The 19291-nt window shown below is 71.3% G+C and carries 13 protein-coding genes; 6 read left to right on the forward strand and 7 right to left on the reverse strand.

Annotated features, from left to right (window positions below; translation table 11 throughout):
- Positions 1-41: 41 nt before the first annotated feature.
- Both ACN6LB_RS07105 and ACN6LB_RS07110 read right to left on the reverse strand, forming a co-directional pair.
- The gene (locus tag ACN6LB_RS07105; protein WP_445025024.1) at positions 42-845 is read right to left on the reverse strand and encodes an endonuclease I family protein; all 804 of its coding nucleotides are present in this window, start codon (positions 843-845) and stop codon (positions 42-44) included.
- A 205-nt stretch (positions 846-1050) separates the two neighbouring features.
- The gene (locus ACN6LB_RS07110) at positions 1051-3285 is read right to left on the reverse strand and encodes a mannosyltransferase YkcB-related protein (RefSeq protein ID WP_445025025.1); all 2235 of its coding nucleotides are present in this window, start codon (positions 3283-3285) and stop codon (positions 1051-1053) included.
- A 212-nt stretch (positions 3286-3497) separates the two neighbouring features.
- On the opposite strand from ACN6LB_RS07110, the gene ACN6LB_RS07115 reads away from it, so the two are divergent.
- Positions 3498-4436 carry a serine hydrolase gene (locus tag ACN6LB_RS07115; protein WP_445025026.1) on the forward strand — a complete coding sequence of 313 codons (939 nt, stop codon included), beginning with the start codon at positions 3498-3500 and terminating at the stop codon, positions 4434-4436.
- Between the two features lie 145 nt (positions 4437-4581).
- Positions 4582-8310 (forward strand): ABC transporter ATP-binding protein, encoded by a 3729-nt coding sequence (locus tag ACN6LB_RS07120; protein WP_445025027.1) that lies wholly within the window; start codon positions 4582-4584, stop codon positions 8308-8310.
- 12 nt (positions 8311-8322) lie between these two features.
- On the opposite strand, the gene ACN6LB_RS07125 is transcribed toward ACN6LB_RS07120, so the two are convergent.
- Positions 8323-8814, reverse strand: a complete 492-nt coding sequence (locus ACN6LB_RS07125) for a hypothetical protein (RefSeq protein ID WP_356143311.1) — start codon at positions 8812-8814, stop codon at positions 8323-8325.
- A gap of 156 nt (positions 8815-8970) precedes the next feature.
- Between ACN6LB_RS07125 and ACN6LB_RS07130 the strand changes: the two genes are divergently transcribed.
- Both ACN6LB_RS07130 and ACN6LB_RS07135 read left to right on the forward strand, forming a co-directional pair.
- Positions 8971-9357 carry a hypothetical protein gene (locus tag ACN6LB_RS07130; protein ID WP_445025028.1) on the forward strand — a complete coding sequence of 129 codons (387 nt, stop codon included), beginning with the start codon at positions 8971-8973 and terminating at the stop codon, positions 9355-9357.
- Between the two features lie 104 nt (positions 9358-9461).
- Positions 9462-10910, forward strand: coding sequence for a S28 family serine protease (locus tag ACN6LB_RS07135; protein ID WP_445025029.1), 1449 nt, complete (start codon positions 9462-9464; stop codon positions 10908-10910).
- Positions 10911-10941: 31 nt separating this feature from the next.
- On the opposite strand, the gene ACN6LB_RS07140 is transcribed toward ACN6LB_RS07135, so the two are convergent.
- On the reverse strand, positions 10942-11586 hold the full coding sequence (locus ACN6LB_RS07140) for a hypothetical protein (RefSeq protein WP_445025030.1): 645 nt from the start codon (positions 11584-11586) through the stop codon (positions 10942-10944).
- A gap of 138 nt (positions 11587-11724) precedes the next feature.
- Positions 11725-13572 carry a glycoside hydrolase family 3 protein gene (locus ACN6LB_RS07145; protein WP_445025031.1) on the reverse strand — a complete coding sequence of 616 codons (1848 nt, stop codon included), beginning with the start codon at positions 13570-13572 and terminating at the stop codon, positions 11725-11727.
- A gap of 494 nt (positions 13573-14066) precedes the next feature.
- Here ACN6LB_RS07145 and aroA point away from each other — a divergent pair, with 494 nt between their 5' ends.
- Positions 14067-15308 carry a 3-phosphoshikimate 1-carboxyvinyltransferase gene (gene aroA, locus ACN6LB_RS07150; protein WP_445025032.1) on the forward strand — a complete coding sequence of 414 codons (1242 nt, stop codon included), beginning with the start codon at positions 14067-14069 and terminating at the stop codon, positions 15306-15308.
- On the forward strand, positions 15305-15937 hold the full coding sequence (locus ACN6LB_RS07155) for a GNAT family N-acetyltransferase (protein ID WP_445025033.1): 633 nt from the start codon (positions 15305-15307) through the stop codon (positions 15935-15937). The genes aroA and ACN6LB_RS07155 overlap by 4 nt, the downstream gene beginning before the upstream one ends.
- 38 nt (positions 15938-15975) lie before the next feature.
- Here ACN6LB_RS07155 and ACN6LB_RS07160 read toward each other — a convergent pair whose 3' ends face one another.
- Positions 15976-17796, reverse strand: a complete 1821-nt coding sequence (locus ACN6LB_RS07160) for an SPFH domain-containing protein (RefSeq protein WP_445025034.1) — start codon at positions 17794-17796, stop codon at positions 15976-15978.
- A complete protein-coding gene (locus ACN6LB_RS07165) occupies positions 17787-19208 on the reverse strand; it encodes a TIR domain-containing protein (RefSeq protein ID WP_445025035.1) in 1422 nt (473 codons plus the stop codon). Before ACN6LB_RS07165 ends, ACN6LB_RS07160 begins: the two co-directional genes overlap by 10 nt.
- Positions 19209-19291: the final 83 nt, after the last annotated feature.

Below are 19291 nucleotides of genomic sequence, written 5' to 3' on the forward strand. Positions count from 1 at the left end.
CCCGTACATGACGGGGAGTTCAGTCGCATGCGCTGCTCGGCCTACCAGATCGCGTCGACCCACTCCGGGTGGTCGATGAACGGGTTGCGGTTGTGCTGGTAGGTGTCGTAGATGACCTGGTTGCGGTTCTCCTCGAAGGCGCTCGGCGGGTCCTCGTCGTTCCACTCCTTGAGGACGGAGAGCTTCCCGATGTACGGGTTGCTGCCGTTGTTGACCTGCTCGTTGGGCTCCAGGTCGGCGAAGCCGTCGCCGCCGTCGTAGCGGACCGCCATGTAGAGGATCATGCGGGCCACGTCGCCCTTGTCGGCGTCGCGCGGCTCGAAGGAGTCGGAGTCCTTGAGGCTGCCGCCGCCGCCCGAGACCGCGCTGCCGCCGTTGTCGAAGTCCAGGTTGCCGCGGATGCTGTTGACCGTGACGTCCGCGGGGCGCAGGTGGTGCAGGTCGGTGCCGGGACCGGTCACCTCGCCGAAGTCGCCGTGGGACTTGGCCCACACGTGCTCGCGGTTCCAGTCGCCGACGTCGCCGCCGTTGAGGGACTTGCTGCGCGAGACGCCGCTGTACAGCAGGATCACGTTGCTGCTGTTGTTCGGGTCCTGGTCGGTGACCTTGAGCGCGTTCCAGACGGCGGAGTACGAGATCTTCGTCTGGCTGCTGATGATCGTGTGCAGCGAGGACTTGAGGCTCGTGCCGGTCTTGCCGACCGCGTTCTTGTAGTACGTCGAGTCGTACGAGGTCGTCGTGGCCGCAGCGGGGGATGCGGTCAGTGCCGGAGCGGCGAGGCCGACCAGCACGGCCGAGACGGTCAGCGCGACCGACTTCCAGCGGCGTATGGATCTCACGGGCATGTGGGGGTGTCCGATCTACGCGTGTTGAATGGAGCGGGCAAACGGGAGCGTGACATGGACATGAGCCCCTGTAAATAAACTCAACATGTCGATCAGGTGACCTGGCCCGACAATTTGCCCCTTGTCTACGCGAGTTGACCTGCCGGAACGGCCCCTGACCGGTCGGTCAGGGGCCGTTCTGCAGGGCCGTTCGGCGGCGGCTGTGTCAGCCGGCGTCCGACGCGTCCAAGCGGTAGATCGTCGACTGGCTGCTCTGCGAGGCCGAATCGGAGGACGCGGACGACGAGTTCGATGTCGTACTGCCGCTGTACGCGCTCTCCTTCACCGCCGTGCCGTGCTTCTTGACCCAGGCCGTGACCGCCGAGCTGACGCTGTTGCCGCCGCCCATGCCGCCGCCGCCCATGCCCGAGCCGCCGACCTGGATGTAGTGGAGTTCGCCCTTCTTCACCAGCTCCTTGAGCTTGGCGACGGTCATCGCCTTGTCGGAGCCGGTGAAGCCCCACATGGAGATGACGGGCTCCTTGCTCGCCAGGACGAGCTGCGCGGCGGACTGCGAATTGGACACCGCGAGCAGCCACTTGGCTCCGTCCCGGTGCTTCTTCAGGTACGCGATCAGCTCGGTGCTCGCGCCGCCGCCCACACCGCCGCCACCGCCACCGCCCATGCCGCCGGGCCGGCCGCCGGTGCCCGCGTCGCCGCCGGTCCCGGTCGGGGGCGTACCGGTCTCGCCGCCGCCCTGCTGACCGCCACCGGGGAACGAACCGTTCCCGCCACCCGGGGCGCCGGAGGGCGCACCGCCGCCGGGAGCCGAACCCGTCTGGCCGCCCTGCTGGTTGCCGCCGGGCGCCTCGCCGTTTCCGGGTCCGCCGGCGTTCCCGCCGCCGAAGCCGCCCCGGCCGCCGCCCCCGCCGGGACCGCCCATGCCGCCGCCGGTGGTGGGCCCGGCGGTCGGGTTCGAACCGCCCATGCCGCCGCCCGACCCGGAGACCGAAGACGCCGCGTACGCGGCCGGACCGGCGACCGACGCGAGGACCGCGGCGGCCACGGAGGCCGCGAGCAGCCGCGCCCGGGTGCCGGAGCCCGCGGAGCGGAAGACGAGCAGGCCCGCGATCGCCGACGCCATGACCACCGCGATCGTCGGCCACAGCCAGCTGTTCCAGTCGGAGGACCGGCGCAGCAGGACCACGGACCAGATGCCGGTGACCGCCAGGGCGAGGGGGAGCACCCACGCCCACCGCTTGTCGGCGCGGAAGGCGCGCAGCAGCATGACACCGCCGGCTCCGCACAGCGCCGCGATGCCGGGGGCGAGCGCGGTCGTGTAGTAGGGGTGCATCGTGCCTTCGGCCATCGCGAAGGTCAGGTAGTGCAGCAGTGTCCAGCCGCCCCACAGGACGAGTGCGGCGCGGGTGAGGTCCGTGCGCGGGGCGCGGCCGGCCAGCACCAGTCCGCCGACGAGCGCGATGCCCGCGAAGGGGATCAGCCAGGAGATCTGGCCGCCGAGGATGTCGTTGAACATCCGGCCGAGGCCGGCGGTCCCGGAGAAGCCGCCGCCTCCGCCGCCGCCCCCGCCGTTGCCCTCACCGCCCAGGACCCGGCCGAGGCCGTTGTAGCCCATGATCAGGTTCCAGGCGCTGCCGTCCTCCGAGCCGCCGATGTAGGGCCGGTCGTCGGCGGGCACCAGCGACACGGCCGTCGCCCACCAGAAGCTGGAGACGGCCAGCGCGACGCCCGCGAGCAGCAGGTTCACGATCCGCTTCACCAGGGGGAGGCGGGAGGCGTACAGGTAGACCGCGAAGACGGCGGGCAGCGCGATGTAGCCCTGGAGCATCTTCGTGTTGAACGCGAGCCCGAAGCAGACCGCCGAGCCGAGCAGCGGCAGCAGCCTGCCGTCACGCGTGGCGCGCAGCCCGAGGGCCGCACCGCCCACCATCAGCAGCAGGAGCAGGGTGTCGGGGTTGTTGTCGCGGTTGATGGCGACCGTGATCGGGGTCAGTGCGAGGACCAGCGCGGCCACGGTGGCCGCCGCGTGCCCGAAGACCCGCTTCACCGAGGAGTGCAGGATCCAGATCGTGCCGAGCGCGGCGACGACCATGGGCGCCATCATCTGCCAGGTGCCGAAGCCGAGGATCCGGCACGACAGGCCCATGACCATGAGAGCGAGCGGCGGCTTGTCGACGGTGAGGAAGTTGCCCGCGTCGATCGAGCCGAAGAACCAGGCCTTCCAGCTCTGCGTGCCGCTGAACACGGCGGAGCTGTAGAAGGTGTTCAGGCCGGAGCCCGACAGGTTCCAGGAGTACAGCGCCGCCGCGAGCGCCAGGATCGCGATCAGGGCGGGCAGCGACCAGCGGGGGGCCTTGTCCGGTGGCGCCTCGGTCACCGCCGGCGGCGGGAGGTCGGGGGTCACGGAGGCCTGGGGGTGTGGGTCGGTGGCAGATGTCACCGGTGCACCGTGCCCGCGGGCGATGGGTACGTGCTGTGCCCTGCCTGGGAACGGGCTGTGGGTGGGTGAGAACCGGGTAAGAGACCGCACCCGGCGGCGCCCGGCGGCACCCGATGGGAACCGTCGTACAACTTTCGGTCATCCTTGCGAGTCGAAAGAGACGAACGTGCCGGGGGCGCGTTCGTATCGCTTCAAGGGGATGGGAAGCCTTCATGACTCACCGGATATCCCGGGGTACCCGTGTGCTCGCAGCGAGCCTCGGGGCCGGCGTGATCGTGCCGTTCGCGGTGGCCGCCGCACCGGCTGCCGCCGCGCCTACGCCCACGGTCACCTGCACTTCCGCGCAGGCCGGCCTGGCCACCAAGCTGCAGAGGGACATCACCGCGGCGCTGGCGAACCGCTCGGGCACCGTCGCGGTCGGCCTCTACGACCGCACGACCAAGACGACCTGCACCCTGCGCGCCACCTCGACGTACGACTCCGCGAGCGTCGTCAAGGTCACGGTCCTCGCCACGCTGCTGTGGGACGCCAAGAAGCACAACCGCTACCTGACCGACCGCGAGACCACGCTCGCCAAGGCCATGATCACGCAGTCGGACAACGACGCCACCTCGGCCCTGTGGCGGCAGCTCGGCATGACGAAGATCAAGGGCTTCCTCACCGCCGCGGCGATGACCAGGACCGTGCCGGGCGCGGACGGCTACTGGGGCCTGACCCAGATCAACGTCACCGACGAGCAGAAGCTGCTCAAGCTCGTCACCGCCGGCAACACCGTGCTGAGCGACAACTCCCGCGCGTACATCCTCAAGCTGATGAACCAGGTCACCTCCTCGCAGCGCTGGGGCACGCCGGCCGGGGCGCCCTCGTCCGTGACCGTGCACGTCAAGAACGGCTGGCTGCAGCGCTCCACGCACGGCTGGCGGGTGCACAGCCTCGGCACCTTCAACGGCGGCGGCCACGACTACATGATCAGCGTGCTCACCCACGGCAACAGCACCATGAGCTACGGCGTCACCACCATCCAGAACGTGGCCAAGGCCATCCACAAGGACCTGGTGCCCACGACGGCCACGAACAGCGCGACCATCCAGCGGTACGTGCCGACGGACACGCCCAAGGAGTCGATGCCGGCGGTGCCCGCGGCCGGCTGACGCCGCACACCGGGCTTCCCCGGCGCTTCACGGAGGGGCCTCGCACAGGGGCCCCTCTCTTGCGCCTTTTGTTGCGGGGGGATGAAATCCGCTGCTCCGAGCGTTGATGCCTTCCGGCGGACAAGGATCTACGGAAGGTACCGGCGTGGCAGCGCAGCAGGGGGAGCGGCAGGGCTGGGCGCGTCGGCTCGCCGGGTACGCGTGGCGGTATCCGAAGGACGTCGTCCTGGCCCTCGGCTCGTCGCTGGCCGGCATGGCCGTCATGGCGCTGGTCCCGCTGATCACCAAGGTGATCATCGACGACGTCGTCGGCGACCACACCCGCAGCATGGCCCCCTGGGCGGGCGCCCTGATAGGCGCCGCCGTCATCGTCTACGTCCTCACCTACATCCGCCGCTACTACGGCGGCCGCCTCGCCCTCGACGTCCAGCACGACCTGCGCACGGAGATGTACCGGACGATCACGCGGCTCGACGGGCAGCGGCAGGACGAGCTCTCCACCGGGCAGGTCGTCGGCCGCGCCACCAGCGACCTCCAGCTGATCCAGGGCCTGCTCTTCATGCTGCCGATGACCATCGGCAACCTGCTGCTGTTCCTGATCTCGCTCGGCATCATGGCCGCGCTGTCCCTCCCGCTCACCCTCGTCGCGCTCGCCGTCGCCCCCGCCATCTGGTTCGTCGCCAAGCGCAGCCGCTCCAAGCTGCACCCCGCCACCTGGTACGCGCAGGCGCAGGCCGCCGCCGTCGCCGGTGTGGTCGACGGCGCCGTCAGCGGCGTACGCGTGGTGAAGGGCTTCGGGCAGGAGGACCAGGAGACCGGGAAGCTGCGGGAGGTGGGGCGCCGGCTCTTCGCGGGGCGGCTGCGCACGATCCGGCTGAACTCCAAGTACACCCCGGCCCTCCAGGCCGTCCCCGCGCTCGGCCAGGTCGCGATGCTCGCGCTCGGCGGCTGGCTCGCGGTGAAGGGCCAGATCACACTCGGCACGTTCGTCGCGTTCTCCTCGTATCTCGCGCAGCTCGTCGGACCCGTCCGGATGCTCGCCGTGGTGCTGACCGTCGGCCAGCAGGCCCGGGCCGGCGCCGAGCGGGTCCTCGAACTGATCGACACCGAGCCGTCGATCAAGGACGGCACGAAGGCCCTGCCCGCCGACGCTCCCGCGACCGTCGAGTTCGACGACGTGTCCTTCGGCTACGAGGACGCCTCCGGGAAGCTCAGCCCGGTCCTGGACGGGCTCTCCTTCGAGATCCGCCCCGGCGAGACCCTCGCCGTCGTCGGCTCCTCCGGCTCCGGCAAGTCGACGGTCTCCCTCCTGCTGCCGCGCTTCTACGACGTGACGCACGGCGCCGTCCTCATCGGCGGCCACGATGTGCGCGAGCTGACGCAGGAGTCGCTGCGCGCCGCGATCGGGCTGGTGCCCGAGGACTCGTTCCTCTTCTCGGACACCGTGCGCAGCAACATCGCCTACGGCCGCCCGGACGCCACACAGGAGGAGATCGAGACCGCCGCCCGCGCCGCCCAGGCGGACCGTTTCATCGCCGAGCTGCCCGAGGGCTACGACACCAAGGTCGGCGAGCACGGCCTCACCCTCTCCGGCGGCCAGCGCCAGCGCGTCGCGCTCGCCCGCGCCATCCTCACCGACCCGCGCCTGCTCGTCCTCGACGACGCCACCTCCGCCGTCGACGCCCGTGTCGAGCACGAGATCCACGAGGCGCTCACGCACGTCATGGAGGGCCGCACGACCCTCCTCATCGCCCACCGCCGCTCCACCCTCAACCTCGCCGACCGCATCGCCGTCCTCGACGCCGGTCGCCTCGCCGACATCGGCACCCACGACGAACTCCAGGCGCGCTCCCCGCTCTACCGCCGGCTGCTGACCGACCCCGATGAGCTGGGCGGCGTCTCGCCCGGCCACGAACAGCCCGCCTGCCCGCCGGAGGACACCTCCGTACGGGACGAGCTGGACGCCGAGTTCGACGCCGAGCGGGGCGTCACGCCCCGGCTGTGGACCGGCGACCGCGAGCCGAAGGACATCGCGCTCGCCGGGATGCCCGCCACACCCGAACTCCTCGCCCAGGTCGAGGCGTTGCCCCCGGCGACCGACGTCCCCGGCATCGACGAGGCACGTGCCGTCACAGCCGAGGAGTCGTACGGCCTCAGGCGCCTGCTGCGCGGCTTCGGGCTGCCGCTCCTGGTGAGCCTCGGGCTCGTCGCCGTGGACGCGGGCATGGGCCTGCTGCTGCCCGTCCTGATCCGGCACGGCATCGACAAGGGTGTCTCGCAGCTCGCGCTCGGCGCCGTGTGGGCCGCGGCCGCGCTCGGTCTGGTCGCGGTGCTCGTCCAGTGGGTGGCGCAGATCGGCGAGACGCGGATGACCGGCCGTACCGGCGAGCGGGTGCTGTACGCACTCCGCCTGAAGATCTTCGCGCAGCTCCAGCGCCTCGGACTCGACTACTACGAGCGGGAGTTGACCGGGCGCATCATGACCCGGATGACCACGGACGTGGACGCGCTGTCGACGTTCCTGCAGACCGGTCTCGTCACCGCGTTCGTCTCCGTCGTCACCTTCTTCGGCATCATGGGCGCCCTGCTGGTGATCGACCTGCAACTGGCGCTGGTCGTCTTCGCGACGCTGCCGCCGCTGGTCATCGGCACGTTCTTCTTCCGCCGGGCGAGCGTGAAGGCGTACGAACTCGCCCGCGAGCGCGTGGCGGTGGTCAACGCCGAGCTCCAGGAGTCGGTGTCCGGGCTGCGCATCCTCCAGGCGTTCCGGCGCGAGGGCTCCAGCGGGCAGCGGTTCACGGACGGCAGCGCGAGCTACCGTGAGGCCCGTATCCGCGGGCAGTGGCTGATCTCCGTGTACTTCCCGTTCGTGCAGCTGCTGTCGTCGGTGGCCGCGGCCGCCGTGCTGATGGTCGGCGCCCACCGCGTCGACGCGGGCACGCTGACGACGGGCGCGCTCGTCGCCTACCTCCTCTACATCGACCTGTTCTTCGCCCCCGTGCAGCAGCTCTCGCAGGTCTTCGACGGCTACCAGCAGGCGACCGTCTCGCTGGGCCGGATCCAGGAGCTGCTCCAGGAGCCGACGTCGACGAAGACCACCGCCGAGCCCCTTGAAGTGCCGTCCCTGCGCGGCGAGATCGCCTTCGAGGACGTCGACTTCGCGTACGCCGGTGACGAAGAGGCCCTGAGCCAGGTCGCGTTGACCATCCCGGCCGGGCAGACCGTCGCCTTCGTCGGCGAGACGGGCGCGGGCAAGTCGACGCTGGTGAAGCTGGTCGCGCGGTTCTACGACCCGACGGGCGGCCGGGTGACGGTCGACGGCACGGACCTGCGCTCGCTCGACCTCACCGCCTACCGTCACCGGCTCGGTGTGGTCCCCCAGGAGGCGTACCTCTTCCAGGGGACCGTCCGGGACGCCATCGCCTACGGCCGCCCCGACGCGAGTGACGCCGAGGTGGAGGCGGCGGCCCGCGCGGTCGGCGCGCACGACATGATCGCCACGCTCGACGGCGGCTACCTCCACGAGGTCGCCGAGCGCGGCCGCAACCTCTCCGCCGGACAACGCCAGTTGATCGCCCTGGCCCGCGCCGAACTCGTCGACCCGGACATCCTCCTGCTCGACGAGGCCACCGCAGCCCTCGACCTCGCGACCGAAGCCCTGGTCAACCAGGCCACCGACCGCATCGCCGGCCGCCGCACCACCCTGGTCGTCGCCCACCGCCTGACCACGGCCGCCCGCGCGGACCGCGTCGTGGTCATGGATCGCGGGCGGGTCGCGGAGGACGGTACGCATGCGGAGTTGCTGGCATCGGGCGGGCTGTACGCGGGGTTGTGGCGGACGTTTGTCGGCGAGGCCGAGGCCGCTGCTGCGTGAGGCGGGCCGGCGTCAGCTCTTCTGCTTGATGTCGGAGATCTTCTGCGTCGCGAGATCCGACTGCACCGTCAGATAGCTGTACGTCGGGTGCTGGGCGGAGCCCCAGGTCAGCCGGACCGTCGACCAGGTGTGCCCCATGCCGCTGTCGCCCGCTGTCACCTTCCAGGCGCGCGGCACGTCCTGGGCGCGCAGGACGCCGTCGGCGTGCTCGTGCTTCTCCCAGGAGGCGAGGCGCGAGCGCAGGTTCGAGGTCAGGTAGAAGCTGCGCAGCTGCGTGCTGAAGCGGCCGGACCCCTCGTCGTTCACCGCGTCGATGTAGGCGCCGTAGAAGTTGGCGACGCGGTCGTACGCCGGGCCGTTGCTGCCGCTGCGCGCCGGCGGCGGAGAAGCGGTGCCGGCGACGGCGGGCACCGAGGCCCCGGCCGCGGTGAGCAGCGCCGCGGCGACGAGCACGCGGCCGGCCGTACGTGAGGGAACCATGCGTGAGCGAACCATGCGGGACATGGGCTACCACCTTTCCGTTTCCGACCCGTTGGACAACGGGTAAACCGGCAAGGTTGCCCCAAATCCGGAAAAACTTCCGCGTCCCCCCGACGCAACCATCCGATGTACGTCCGGCGTCCGTACATCAGTACGCTGACTGCAGCGGGAGGGACGACAGTGGACAGTGGTGCGATACGGCGACGGGTGGCGCTCGGCATGGCCGTGCTCGCCGCCTCCGGGCTGCTCACGCTCGCGATGCCGGGCAGCGCGCACGCGGCCTCGTACTGCTCGGGGCACAAGGTCCGTACGCTGACCTTCGCCTCCGGCTCCGTGCAGGTCTACAAGAACCGCGGATACGTCTGCGCCGTGACCTTCCCCAAGTCGGGGGGCGCCCGGAAGTGGATGTCCGTCAGCGTGCAGGCCCGCGGCAACCGCCCGGTCGTGAACGCGGGGCGCTTCCTCCATCACGCCGGCCCGATCACCGTGCACGCCGGACACCGCTGCGTGTGGATCAAGGGCGCGGTCGGGTCGAGCAAGGTCAGCTCGGGCTGGATTCTCTGCTAGGGGGCGCTCAGCTCTCTCACAGGGTTTACCCAAACTCCTCTGGTGTCACGCCGGTTGCTCCGCTAGGTTCCGGCGGACATCTGCGTAAACCCAGGGGAGTGTGCATGCGCAAGGCGCTCAGATGGCTGCTCGCGCTCACGGTGCTCATAGGCACGCTGAGCACGGCCGGGGCGGCCACCGCCGCCCAGCCGGAGGCCACGGGTACCGCGGCCTCGGCCGACACCGACATCAAGGACCGGCTCCTCGCGATACCGGGCATGAGCCTGATCGAGGAGAAGCCGTACACCGGCTACCGCTTCTTCGTCCTCAACTACACCCAGCCGGTCGACCACCGGCACCCGTCCGCCGGTACGTTCCAGCAGCGCATCACCGTGCTGCACAAGGACACCTCCCGCCCGACGGTCTTCTACACCGGCGGCTACAGCGTCTCCACGACACCCAGCCGCCGCGAGCCGACCCAGATCGTGGACGGCAACCAGATCTCGATGGAGTACCGCTTCTTCACTCCGTCCCGGCCCGAGCCGGCCGACTGGACCAAGCTCGACATCTGGCAGGCGGCGAGCGACCAGCACCGTATCTTCAAGGCCCTCAAGCCGATCTATGGCCAGAAGTGGCTGTCCACCGGCGGCTCGAAGGGCGGCATGACCGCCACCTACTACGAGCGCTTCCACCCGCGCGACATGGACGGCGTCGTCGCGTACGTCGCCCCCAACGACGTGGTGAACAACGAGGACTCCGCCTACGACCGCTTCTTCGGACACGTGGGCACCAAGGAGTGCCGCGACAAGCTGAACGCCGTCCAGCGCGAGGCCCTCGTGCGACGTGCGCCGCTGGAGAAGAAGTACGCGGCGTACGCCGCCGACAACGGCTACACCTTCACCACGACCGGCAGCCTCGACAAGGCGTACGAGGCCGTCGTCCTCGACTACGTGTGGGGCTTTTGGCAGTACAGCCTGCTCTCCGACTGCGACACGATCCCGGCCGACGCCGCGCACGCCACGGACGACGCGATCTGGGACTCCGTCGACACGATCTCCGGGTTCTCCGCCTACACCGACCAGGGCCTCGCCGACTACACGCCGTACTACTACCAGGCGGCCACACAGCTCGGAGCGCCCACGATCCACTTCCCGCACATCGAGAAGAAGTACATCCGCTACGGCTACCAGCCGCCGCGCAACTTCGTCCCGCGCTCCATCCCGACGAAGTTCCAGCCGTGGGTGATGCGTGACGTCGACACCTGGGTCCGCCACCACGCCGACCACATGCTCTACGTGTACGGCCAGAACGACCCGTGGGGCGCCGAGCGCTTCCGGTTCGGGGCGGGCGCGCACGACGCGTACGTCTTCACCGCGCCGGGCTCCAACCACGGCGCCCGCGTCGCCGGACTCGTCGACGACGAGAAGGCGCTCGCCACCGCCCGCATCCTGGAGTGGGCGGGCGTCGCCTCCGCCACGGTCCAGGCGAACCCGTCGGCGGCCAGGCCGCTGGCGAAGTACGACGCGAAGCTGGACCGGCACGACGTGGAGCGCGAGCCCGCGCTGCGGCCGTAGCACCAACCGCGTTGCTGCGCCCGTCCGTTGACTACACCGGGCGGGCGCAGCCCACCGGCTCGGTGCCGCCGAGCTGGACGTAGAGCGCGGTGGAGGCCGGGCACCGGGAGCGGGCGGTGACCGCGGAGGTCACCTTGTACTCGGGCGGCTTGCGGCCCGAGCCGTCGCACGCCGTCTCGCGGACCTGCCCGCGGCCCGCGCCGTAGACGCAGTCGCCGACGATCGTGCGGGGGCCTCCGCCGCCGCCCGGGTCGCCGGGGTGCGGGGGTTCGAGGTTGCGCATACAGGCGTAGCCCTGCGGGACCGCGCCGTCGCCGTCCTCGTCGGACGACGGTCTCGTCTCGCTGATGTGCAGCACGAAGTCGGTGGTGGGCGGGCAGGACGGGCCCTGGGCGACCTCGCCGTCGTAGCGGGCGACGACCCGGGCAGCCGCGCGCTCGCTGGTGCACGGCACCTCGGTGAAACTCGTCTTCCCGAAGGAGCTGCACTCCCTGACGTCGAGGAACACGGTCCCGTAGCCGCTCGGACGCGTCGCTGTGGACTCCTTGCCGTCGAGTCTGCCGTCCCCCGAACCGGAGCCGCTCTGGCAGCCGGTGAGGGCCACCGCGACCAGCGCGAGCGCCACCAGCGCGCCCGGCACGGCACGCATGACGCACATGACTCGCGTGGCTGACATGACCATCCCCCCGGTACCTCCGCCCAGCGTGACCCGCCACCGCGGGCCCACGCCAGACGTGCGGGGGGCTTTGCGTCTCTTGGGTGGGGCGTACGGGGGGCACGGCGTACCCCTCGTACGTCTCCGGCCCCTGCGCCGCTAGTACGACAGGCCGTACCCGATCGGATACAGCACCTGCGCCGGATCGTCCGCCCGCTGCACCGCCACCGGCAGTCTGCCTCCGGGCGCCACCCTGCCCGCGATCACCCGGGCCGCCGCACGCAGTTCGACGTCCGTCCAGGAGTAGGACGCCAGGAAGGCTCCCACGTCCTGGAGCTGGGCCACGTCGTACGGGTTGCGGACGGCGACGGCGACGACCGGGACGCCGGTCGCGACCAGCTGGGTGACCAGGGACTTCTGGGAACTGCTCGCCGTCACGTTGTACGTCGCGACGACCACCGCGTCCGCGTCCCGCGCCGCCGTCACCGCACGCGCGATCGTCGCCGCCGAGGGTGCCGTGCCGGTGGACAGGGCACTCGCCGCGAAGCCCACCTCGGTGAGGGCGGCGGCGAGCACGGTCGTCGGCGGTCCGTCCGTGCCGGAGGGGGAGGCCGGATCGGCTCCCACGACCAGCACGTTCCTGTGCGTACGACGGGAGAGCGGCAGCAAGTGCCCGTGGTTGAGCAGGAGCGTGGTGGTGCCGTCGGCGATCGCGTCGGCCGCCTTGCGGTGCGCCGCGGTGCCGACCTTGCGGTCGACGCCGCGCGCGCTGACGTAAGGGTCGTCGAGCAGGTTCAGCTTCGCCTTCAGCCGCAGGACACGCAGGATCGACTCGTCGAGCCGGGCCTCGGTCAGCTCACCGCCGCGGACCGCGTTCAGCACTGCGTTCCAGGCGATGTCCAGGGACGGCGGGTTGAGGAGCTGGTCGACGCCGGCCTTCAGCGCGAGGACGGGCACGCGGTCGTCGCCGTACTTCTGGCGTACGCCCTCCATGCCGAGGGAGTCCGTCACCACGACCCCGTCGTAGCCGAGCTCGCCGCGCAGGATGCCGGTGAGGATCGGGTGCGAGAGGGTCGCCGGGTCGCCGGAGTCGTCGAGGGCCGGGACCATGATGTGCGCGGTCATGATCGAGTCGATGCCCGCGCGGACGGCCGCCCGGAACGGCACCGCGTCGAGGCTCTGCCACACCTCCCGGCTGTGCGTGATGACCGGGAAACCGAAGTGGCTGTCGACGGCGGTGTCCCCGTGCCCCGGGAAGTGCTTGGCGGTGGCCGCCACCCCGGACTCCTGATACCCCTTCACCTCCGCTGCCACCAGCCCGGCCACCGCGTCCGGGTCGGCGCCGAAGGAGCGGACGCCGATGACCGGGTTCGCCGGGTTGACGTTCACGTCGGCGACCGGGGAGTAGTCCTGCCGGATGCCGATCGCGCGCAGTTCGACCCCGGAGATACGGCCGAGCGCGTGGGCGGCGGAGCGGGAGCCGCCCGCGCCGACGGCCATCGCGCCGGGGAACAGCGTGGCGGGCTTTCCCACGCGCGCGACTATCCCGTGCTCCTGGTCGGTGGAGATGAGCACCGGCAGACCGCGGGGCAGGTCCAGGGACGCCTTCTGGATGCCGTTGGACAGGTCCGCGATCTGGTGCGGGGTGCGCGTGTTGTGCGCCCAGGTGAAGTAGATGATCCCGCCGACGCGGTACTTGGCGACCAGCTCGGCCGCCGTCCTGACTCCGATCTCGCTGAGGTTCGCGTCGATGTCGGCCTGGTCCGGCGCGGTGGCCGAGTGGCCGTAGACGCGCATCACGAAGAGCTGGCCGACCTTCTCTTCCAGGGTCATACGGGAGATGAGGGCGCGCAGGGCGGTGTCGTCGCGGGGTTCGGCGGGGTGGGGCTCGGCGGCGTGGGCCGCCGGGGTCGTGCTCACGGCCAGGGCGGCCGTGACCCCCGCGGTGGCGGCGAGAAGGGTACGTCTGGAGGGACTTGCGGTGCTTCCCGTGCTGCTCTCGTGCACGTGCGCTCCTTCCGGAGGACTGCATGAACGGCGATGAACGGCTATGAAGGAAACTTCCGAGGAGTCACGAATATCCGGGAAGTTTCTGCCAGTCAAGAGTGTGCACAGGAACACGCGAAAACGTGGGAAGGGGCCGTCACCGGCGCTGTTGGAGGGGGGCGCGCCGGTGACGGCGTGCTGCCGGCCGCAGGCGGCGGAGAGGGTAGGTCAGCGATCGCAGCCAGCAGCGAAGCCGACACCGCACTGCGCAGACTCATCCGACAGCATGCTGGTTGGACGAAGGGGTACGGGTCCGGGTTCCCGGATTCGGGGCAACTCCGGAAGTTGGGGCGGGGGCGACGCAGGGGGCTCCTGGGCCGCTCGGCCGCGCGCACCGGAGGACACCCGGGCTCCGCCCGCCCGCGAGCACCGGAGGACGCCCGGGCTCCGTCCCGCCCGCGTCCACTGGGCGGACGCTCCAGCGAAGGAGCAGTTCAGCGAGCCAGCATGACCGCATGGCCGTAGTCGACATTCCGGGTTCCAAGTCCATCACCGCCCGCGCCCTCTTCCTCGCCGCGGCGGCCGACGGGGTCACCACCCTGACCCGTCCCCTCCGCTCCGACGACTCGGAAGGGTTCGCCGAGGGCCTGCGCACGCTCGGCTACCGCGTCGGCCGCACCCCGGACGCCTGGCAGATCGACGGCCGACCGCAGGGCCCCGCCGTGACGGACGCGGAGGTCTACTGCCGTGACGGCGCCACCACCGCCCGATTCCTGCCGGCCCTCGCCGCCGCCGGCCACGGCAGCTACCGCTTCGACGCCTCCGCCCAGATGCGCCGCCGCCCCCTGCTCCCGCTCACCCGGGCCCTGCGCGACCTGGGCGTGGACCTGCGGCACGAGGAGGCGGAGGGCCACCATCCGCTCCGCATCGAGGCGGCGGGCGTCGAGGGCGGCGACGTGGTCCTGGACGCGGGCCAGTCCTCCCAGTACCTGACGGCGCTGCTGCTGCTCGGGCCGCTGACGCGGAAGGGCCTGCGGATCACGGTGACCGACCTCGTGTCGCAGCCGTACGTCGAGATCACCCTCGCGATGATGCGGACCTTCGGCGCGGACGTACGCCGCGACGGAGCCACCTACCTCGTCGCCCCCGGCGGCTACACGGCCACGACGTACGCGGTCGAACCGGACGCCTCCACCGCGAGCTACTTCTTCGCCGCGGCCGCGCTGACCGGCGGTGAGGTCACCGTCCCGGGCCTCGGCACCGGCGCTCTCCAGGGCGACCTGGGCTTCGTCGACGTACTGCGCCGCATGGGCGCGCGGGTGGAGATCGGCGCCGACCGCACGACGGTGGCGGGAACGGGCGGGCTGCGCGGCGTCACGGTCAACATGCGGGACATCTCGGACACCATGCCGACCATCGCGGCGATCGCCCCCTTCGCCGACGGCCCGGTCCGCATCGAGGACGTCGCCAACACACGCGTGAAGGAGTGCGACCGCCTGGAGGCCTGCGCGCAGAACCTCCGCCGGCTGGGCGTCGAGGTGGCGACGGGCCCCGACTGGATCGAGATCCGCCCGGGCGCCGCCCTCCCGGCGGGTGCGGAGATCAAGACCTACGGCGACCACCGCATCGTCATGTCCTTCGCGGTCACCGGCCTGCGGACGCCCGGTATTTCGTTCGACGACCCCGGCTGCGTACGGAAGACTTTCCCGGGTTTCCACGAGGCGTTCGCGGAGCTGCGAAGGGACATCGGACAGTGAGTTTCAAGCTGGAGGGGCCGGTTCTGGAGGGCGCGCTCGTGCGCCTGGAGCCGCTCGACCACCGCCACGCGGCCGACCTGGCCCTGGCGGCGGAGGAGGACCGCGACACGTACGCGTTCACCTGGGTGCCGAGGGTGGACGAGGTCGGCGGTTACATCGACGCGCAGCTCGCCCGGGCGGCGGCCGGGAAGCTGGCTCCGTACGCCCAGGTGTCCCTCGCCTCGGGCCGGGCGATCGGTGCCACGTCCTTCTGGGAGCCGCGCTCCTGGCTGTCGGACGACCGACTCGACGCCATCGAGGTCGGGTTCACCTGGCTCGCCGGGTCGGCCCAGGGGACCGGCCTGAACGCCGAAGCCAAGCTCCTCCTCTTCCGCCACGCCTTCGAGGAGTGGAACGTCTCGCGGGTCGACCTGAAGACCGACGCCCGCAACGCCCGCTCCCGCGCCGCCATCCTGAGCACGGGCGCCCGCTTCGAGGGCGTACTGAGGAACTGGTCCCGCTCCTGGGCACCGGGCGAGGACGGCCGCCTCCGTGACTCCGCGATCTTCTCGATCACGCAGGAGGAGTGGCCGCAGTGCCGGGAGCGGCTGGAGGAGCGGGTGGCCGGCTTCCTGGCCCGCGCGGTGTGACGTCGGGGCCGGCCGGGTGTGCCTCCGCTCGCCCGGCCTCAGCCCTCGGTGTCGCCCGCGGTGGTCGAGGTGTCCTGCTCGACCTGGTGTTCCTCGCTCTTCGTCAGTTGCTGCCGGTCCGGTCCCACGCCGAGTTGCTGGGCGCGGCGCATGTCGTGGACCCGGGCGAGAAGGTCCTGCATGGCGGGGAGCGGGAGCGTCTGGAGGTAGGCCGAGATGTCGCCGCCGCCGCTGATGTACTCGGGGACGTCGAACTTGGCGAACTCGCCGACGATGCGGATCATCGTGACGTTCTCCGGACCCAGGAGTTTCACCTCGGTCTTGAGCTCCAGGCCGAAGCGCCGGATCTCCGCCCGTACCTCCAACGCGTCGATCTTGTCGCTCAGTTCGGCGTGCCGTACGCCCGCTTCGAGCCTGCCGTCGCGCATCTCGTCCTTGAACTGCTCCTGGAACGCGGTGAGCAGGGCGGGGTTCCTCGGGATGAACCTGCCGAGACTGGTCCGCAGGACCTGTACGCCGGTCTCCTCCAGCGCGTGCTTGACCTTGTCGGTGAGGTCCTTGCGGATGTCCTGGTACCTGCCGAGGAACTCCAGTACCGAGGCCGTCACGGCGATCTCGGCGAAGTAGCCCGCGACCGTGACCCCGAGGACGTCCCTGACGAACCGCTTCATCGGGGCCGGGTCGTCGACGAGGCCGCCCAGACCCGAGGTGCGGACGCCGCCGAACTGGCTGACCAGACGCGGCGCCACAGCGGGCGGAATCTGCAGGTTCTGCGAGAGGTCGACGTCCAGGTCGAAGCCCTGGACGCTGACGGTGATCTGCCCGAGGTCCGCGTCGTAGTTGTCGGCCTCGGAGTCCTGCTTGTTGTGCCACTTGAGGATGAGCACCCGGGTGGGGATCCGGATCACCCGGACGAACCAGGGGTTGAGCGGATAGCTGGTGCCCTCGCCCAGCGTTTCCTCCTGGACGCCCCGCTGCCCGCCGTTCCTGAGGAACTCCCACGGCCGGCGGAAGCTGCTGTGCCCGTTCACCCGCGGTGCCACCGTGCCCGTGGCACCCTGCTGCGGCTCCGCCCCGTCCAGCGTGATGACGACCCCGGTGCACCCCTCCTCGATGGAGACCTCCTGGAGGTGGGCCTCGGTCAGCCCGTCGCGGGAGGCCGCCACGTTGTCGACCGTGATCACGTCGAACAGCTCGGGGTTGATGTCGTAGTACGCCCCGCCGCCGAGGATGGCGAGCTGACGGCCCTGTTCGCCGCCGCCGAGCAGGAACGCCTCACCGTTCTGGAAGCTGTTGCACTCGACATGCCGGCCGAACCGCCGGTCGGGCGGGCGCACGGCACCCGCCTTCGCCTGGACGAGGCCGACCGTGCCCGGAGGGACGTAGACACGCGGCACCATCGCGACGTCGAACAGCCGGGTGTTGACGTAGTACGACTGCCCGCCGCTGAGGGTCGTCACCTGTACGCCCTGCTCGCCGCCGCCGAGCAGGAAGGCCCGGCCGTTCTGGAAGTTGTCGCAGTCGATGTGACGGCCCAGCGTCCGGCCCTCGGTCCGGGTGTGGCCCTCCTTCGCCGAGACCAGGCCGACCATTCCCGCGGGCACGCGCACCCTGGGCACGTACTCCACCGAGTGCAGCACCGGGGTGAGCCAGTGGAAGCCGCCGGGGAGCAGCGTGCGGGCGTGGACCCCGCGGGCGTTGTCCGGGTTGACCTCCTTGAACGCGGAGTCGGGGTGCGCGGGGCCGAACCGCCGGGTGACGATGCCGACATGGTCGGCGGGCACCACTACGCGGCCCGACCAGCCCGCCCACGTGGCGGCCCCGAGCAGGACGAACAACACGAACAGGGTCAGCAGCATGGGTCGCTTCTCCACTCTCGCAGCCGTGCGTGCACCGCCGGCACGGTCGAACTCCAACGGTCGTACCAGTCGGGGTCGTTCTCGCGGCCCGGGTCGCGCAGCGTGGGGAAGAACCCGGAGCGCCGGCCGGGCCCGGCGCGCTGTACGAAGTCGCGGTAGAGGCGGGGCACGGGGGAATCGGCCGAGTCGCGCCAGCCCAGCGCGGCGCCCAGTTCGGCGAAGCGCGGGCCGCGTCGGCCGCGGTCCGCGGGGGCCAGTGCGCGCTGGCGGCCGAAACCCTGGCGGCCCTCGGAGCGGGCGGTCCACAGCGCGTCGATGCCGGCCAGCACGTCCAACGGCAGTGCGCGCGCGTGCCGTTCGCCGAGCCAGCCCTCGGTGAGCCGGCCGGCCGTCTCCAGGACGATCCGGGTGGTCAGCAGGTCGGCGTGCTCGTACTCGTCCTCGGCGAGGTGGGCGCGCAGCCGCTCCAGCGCGGCCGGGGGCGTCATGCGCACCACGGGGGCGGTGGAGCCGACGCCGGGCTCGGGCAGGCGGGGCGGGCGGCCCCGTGTCACGTCCCGGTGCAGGGCGCGCAGCAGGTCCAGTTCCGCGGCGTCGAGCAGGGCGCCGTCGCGGGCGTCGACGTGCCAGGTGGCGGCCAGGTGGTAGTTGACGTCGCCGTCGAGGAGGACGGGGACGAAGGTCCGGCCGTGCACCTGGCCCTCCAGGATCATGCGGGTGACGTCGTCGGAGTCCTGCGACTGCGGGGTCATCACCACGACCACGGCGACGGCGTGGCGCAGCTGCTGCCTGATCGTCCAGAACTGGGCGTCCCCGGGCCGCAGATCGTCCGTCGACCAGACCGGCAGCCCCGCCGTACGCAACTGTTCGGCGAGCCGCCCGCCGAACGCGGCGTCCGCGGGTGCGGAGCAGACGACGAAGGCGGGTCTCCGCGGTGGGGTGAGCGGCCGGGGCGGAGCGGGGTGCGCGGCCCGGGTGTTGTCCGGATCGGGCGCGCCGCCGGCAGGGGGCGGCCGGCCCGCGATGACGGCGGCGAGCTCGGCGACCTTGTCGGCGAACGCCCGGCCCCTCGCGTCGCTGAAGTCCCGCCAGACGCGGTGGGCGGCGAAGGGTGGTGCGGGCACGTGCCCGAGCAGCACCGGTACGAAGCGCAGACCGTTCGCGGCCGACGCGGTGGCCAGCGCCGCGTACTCGTCCATCGCGGGCGCGGAGCGCAGGGACGCCGGGCTGATCACGGCGATCCCGTTCCTGGAGCTGAGCAGGGCCCTCTCCTGCTCGTGGACCACCACCTGCCCCGGCTCGATGCTCCACTGGTCGAAGTGCACCGACAGCCGGTGTCCGACGAGGTGTTCGGCCAGTGTCCTGGCCCAGGCGGCGTCGGCGGCCGCGTAGGAGACGAAGACGTCGTTCAACGGCTGGGACCTCCTCCGGGGAGCGACCAAGGTAAGGGCGGAAGGTCCGCTTCCGCCCGTCCATCACACAAACAGCACACCTT

It is taken from the genome of Streptomyces sp. SAS_270, assembly GCF_052543295.1.

Excerpts from the sequence above, each read along its gene's own strand:
- aroA (WP_445025032.1), top strand. The coding sequence starts at position 14,067 with ATGGCCGTAGTCGACATTCCGGGTTCCAAGTCCATCACCGCCCGCGCC.
- ACN6LB_RS07135 (WP_445025029.1), top strand. The coding sequence starts at position 9,462 with ATGCGCAAGGCGCTCAGATGGCTGCTCGCGCTCACGGTGCTCATAGGC.
- ACN6LB_RS07105 (WP_445025024.1), bottom strand. The coding sequence starts at position 845 with ATGCCCGTGAGATCCATACGCCGCTGGAAGTCGGTCGCGCTGACCGTC.
- ACN6LB_RS07125 (WP_356143311.1), bottom strand. The coding sequence starts at position 8,814 with ATGTCCCGCATGGTTCGCTCACGCATGGTTCCCTCACGTACGGCCGGC.
- ACN6LB_RS07115 (WP_445025026.1), top strand. The coding sequence starts at position 3,498 with ATGACTCACCGGATATCCCGGGGTACCCGTGTGCTCGCAGCGAGCCTC.
- ACN6LB_RS07160 (WP_445025034.1), bottom strand. The coding sequence starts at position 17,796 with ATGCTGCTGACCCTGTTCGTGTTGTTCGTCCTGCTCGGGGCCGCCACG.
- ACN6LB_RS07140 (WP_445025030.1), bottom strand. The coding sequence starts at position 11,586 with ATGTCAGCCACGCGAGTCATGTGCGTCATGCGTGCCGTGCCGGGCGCG.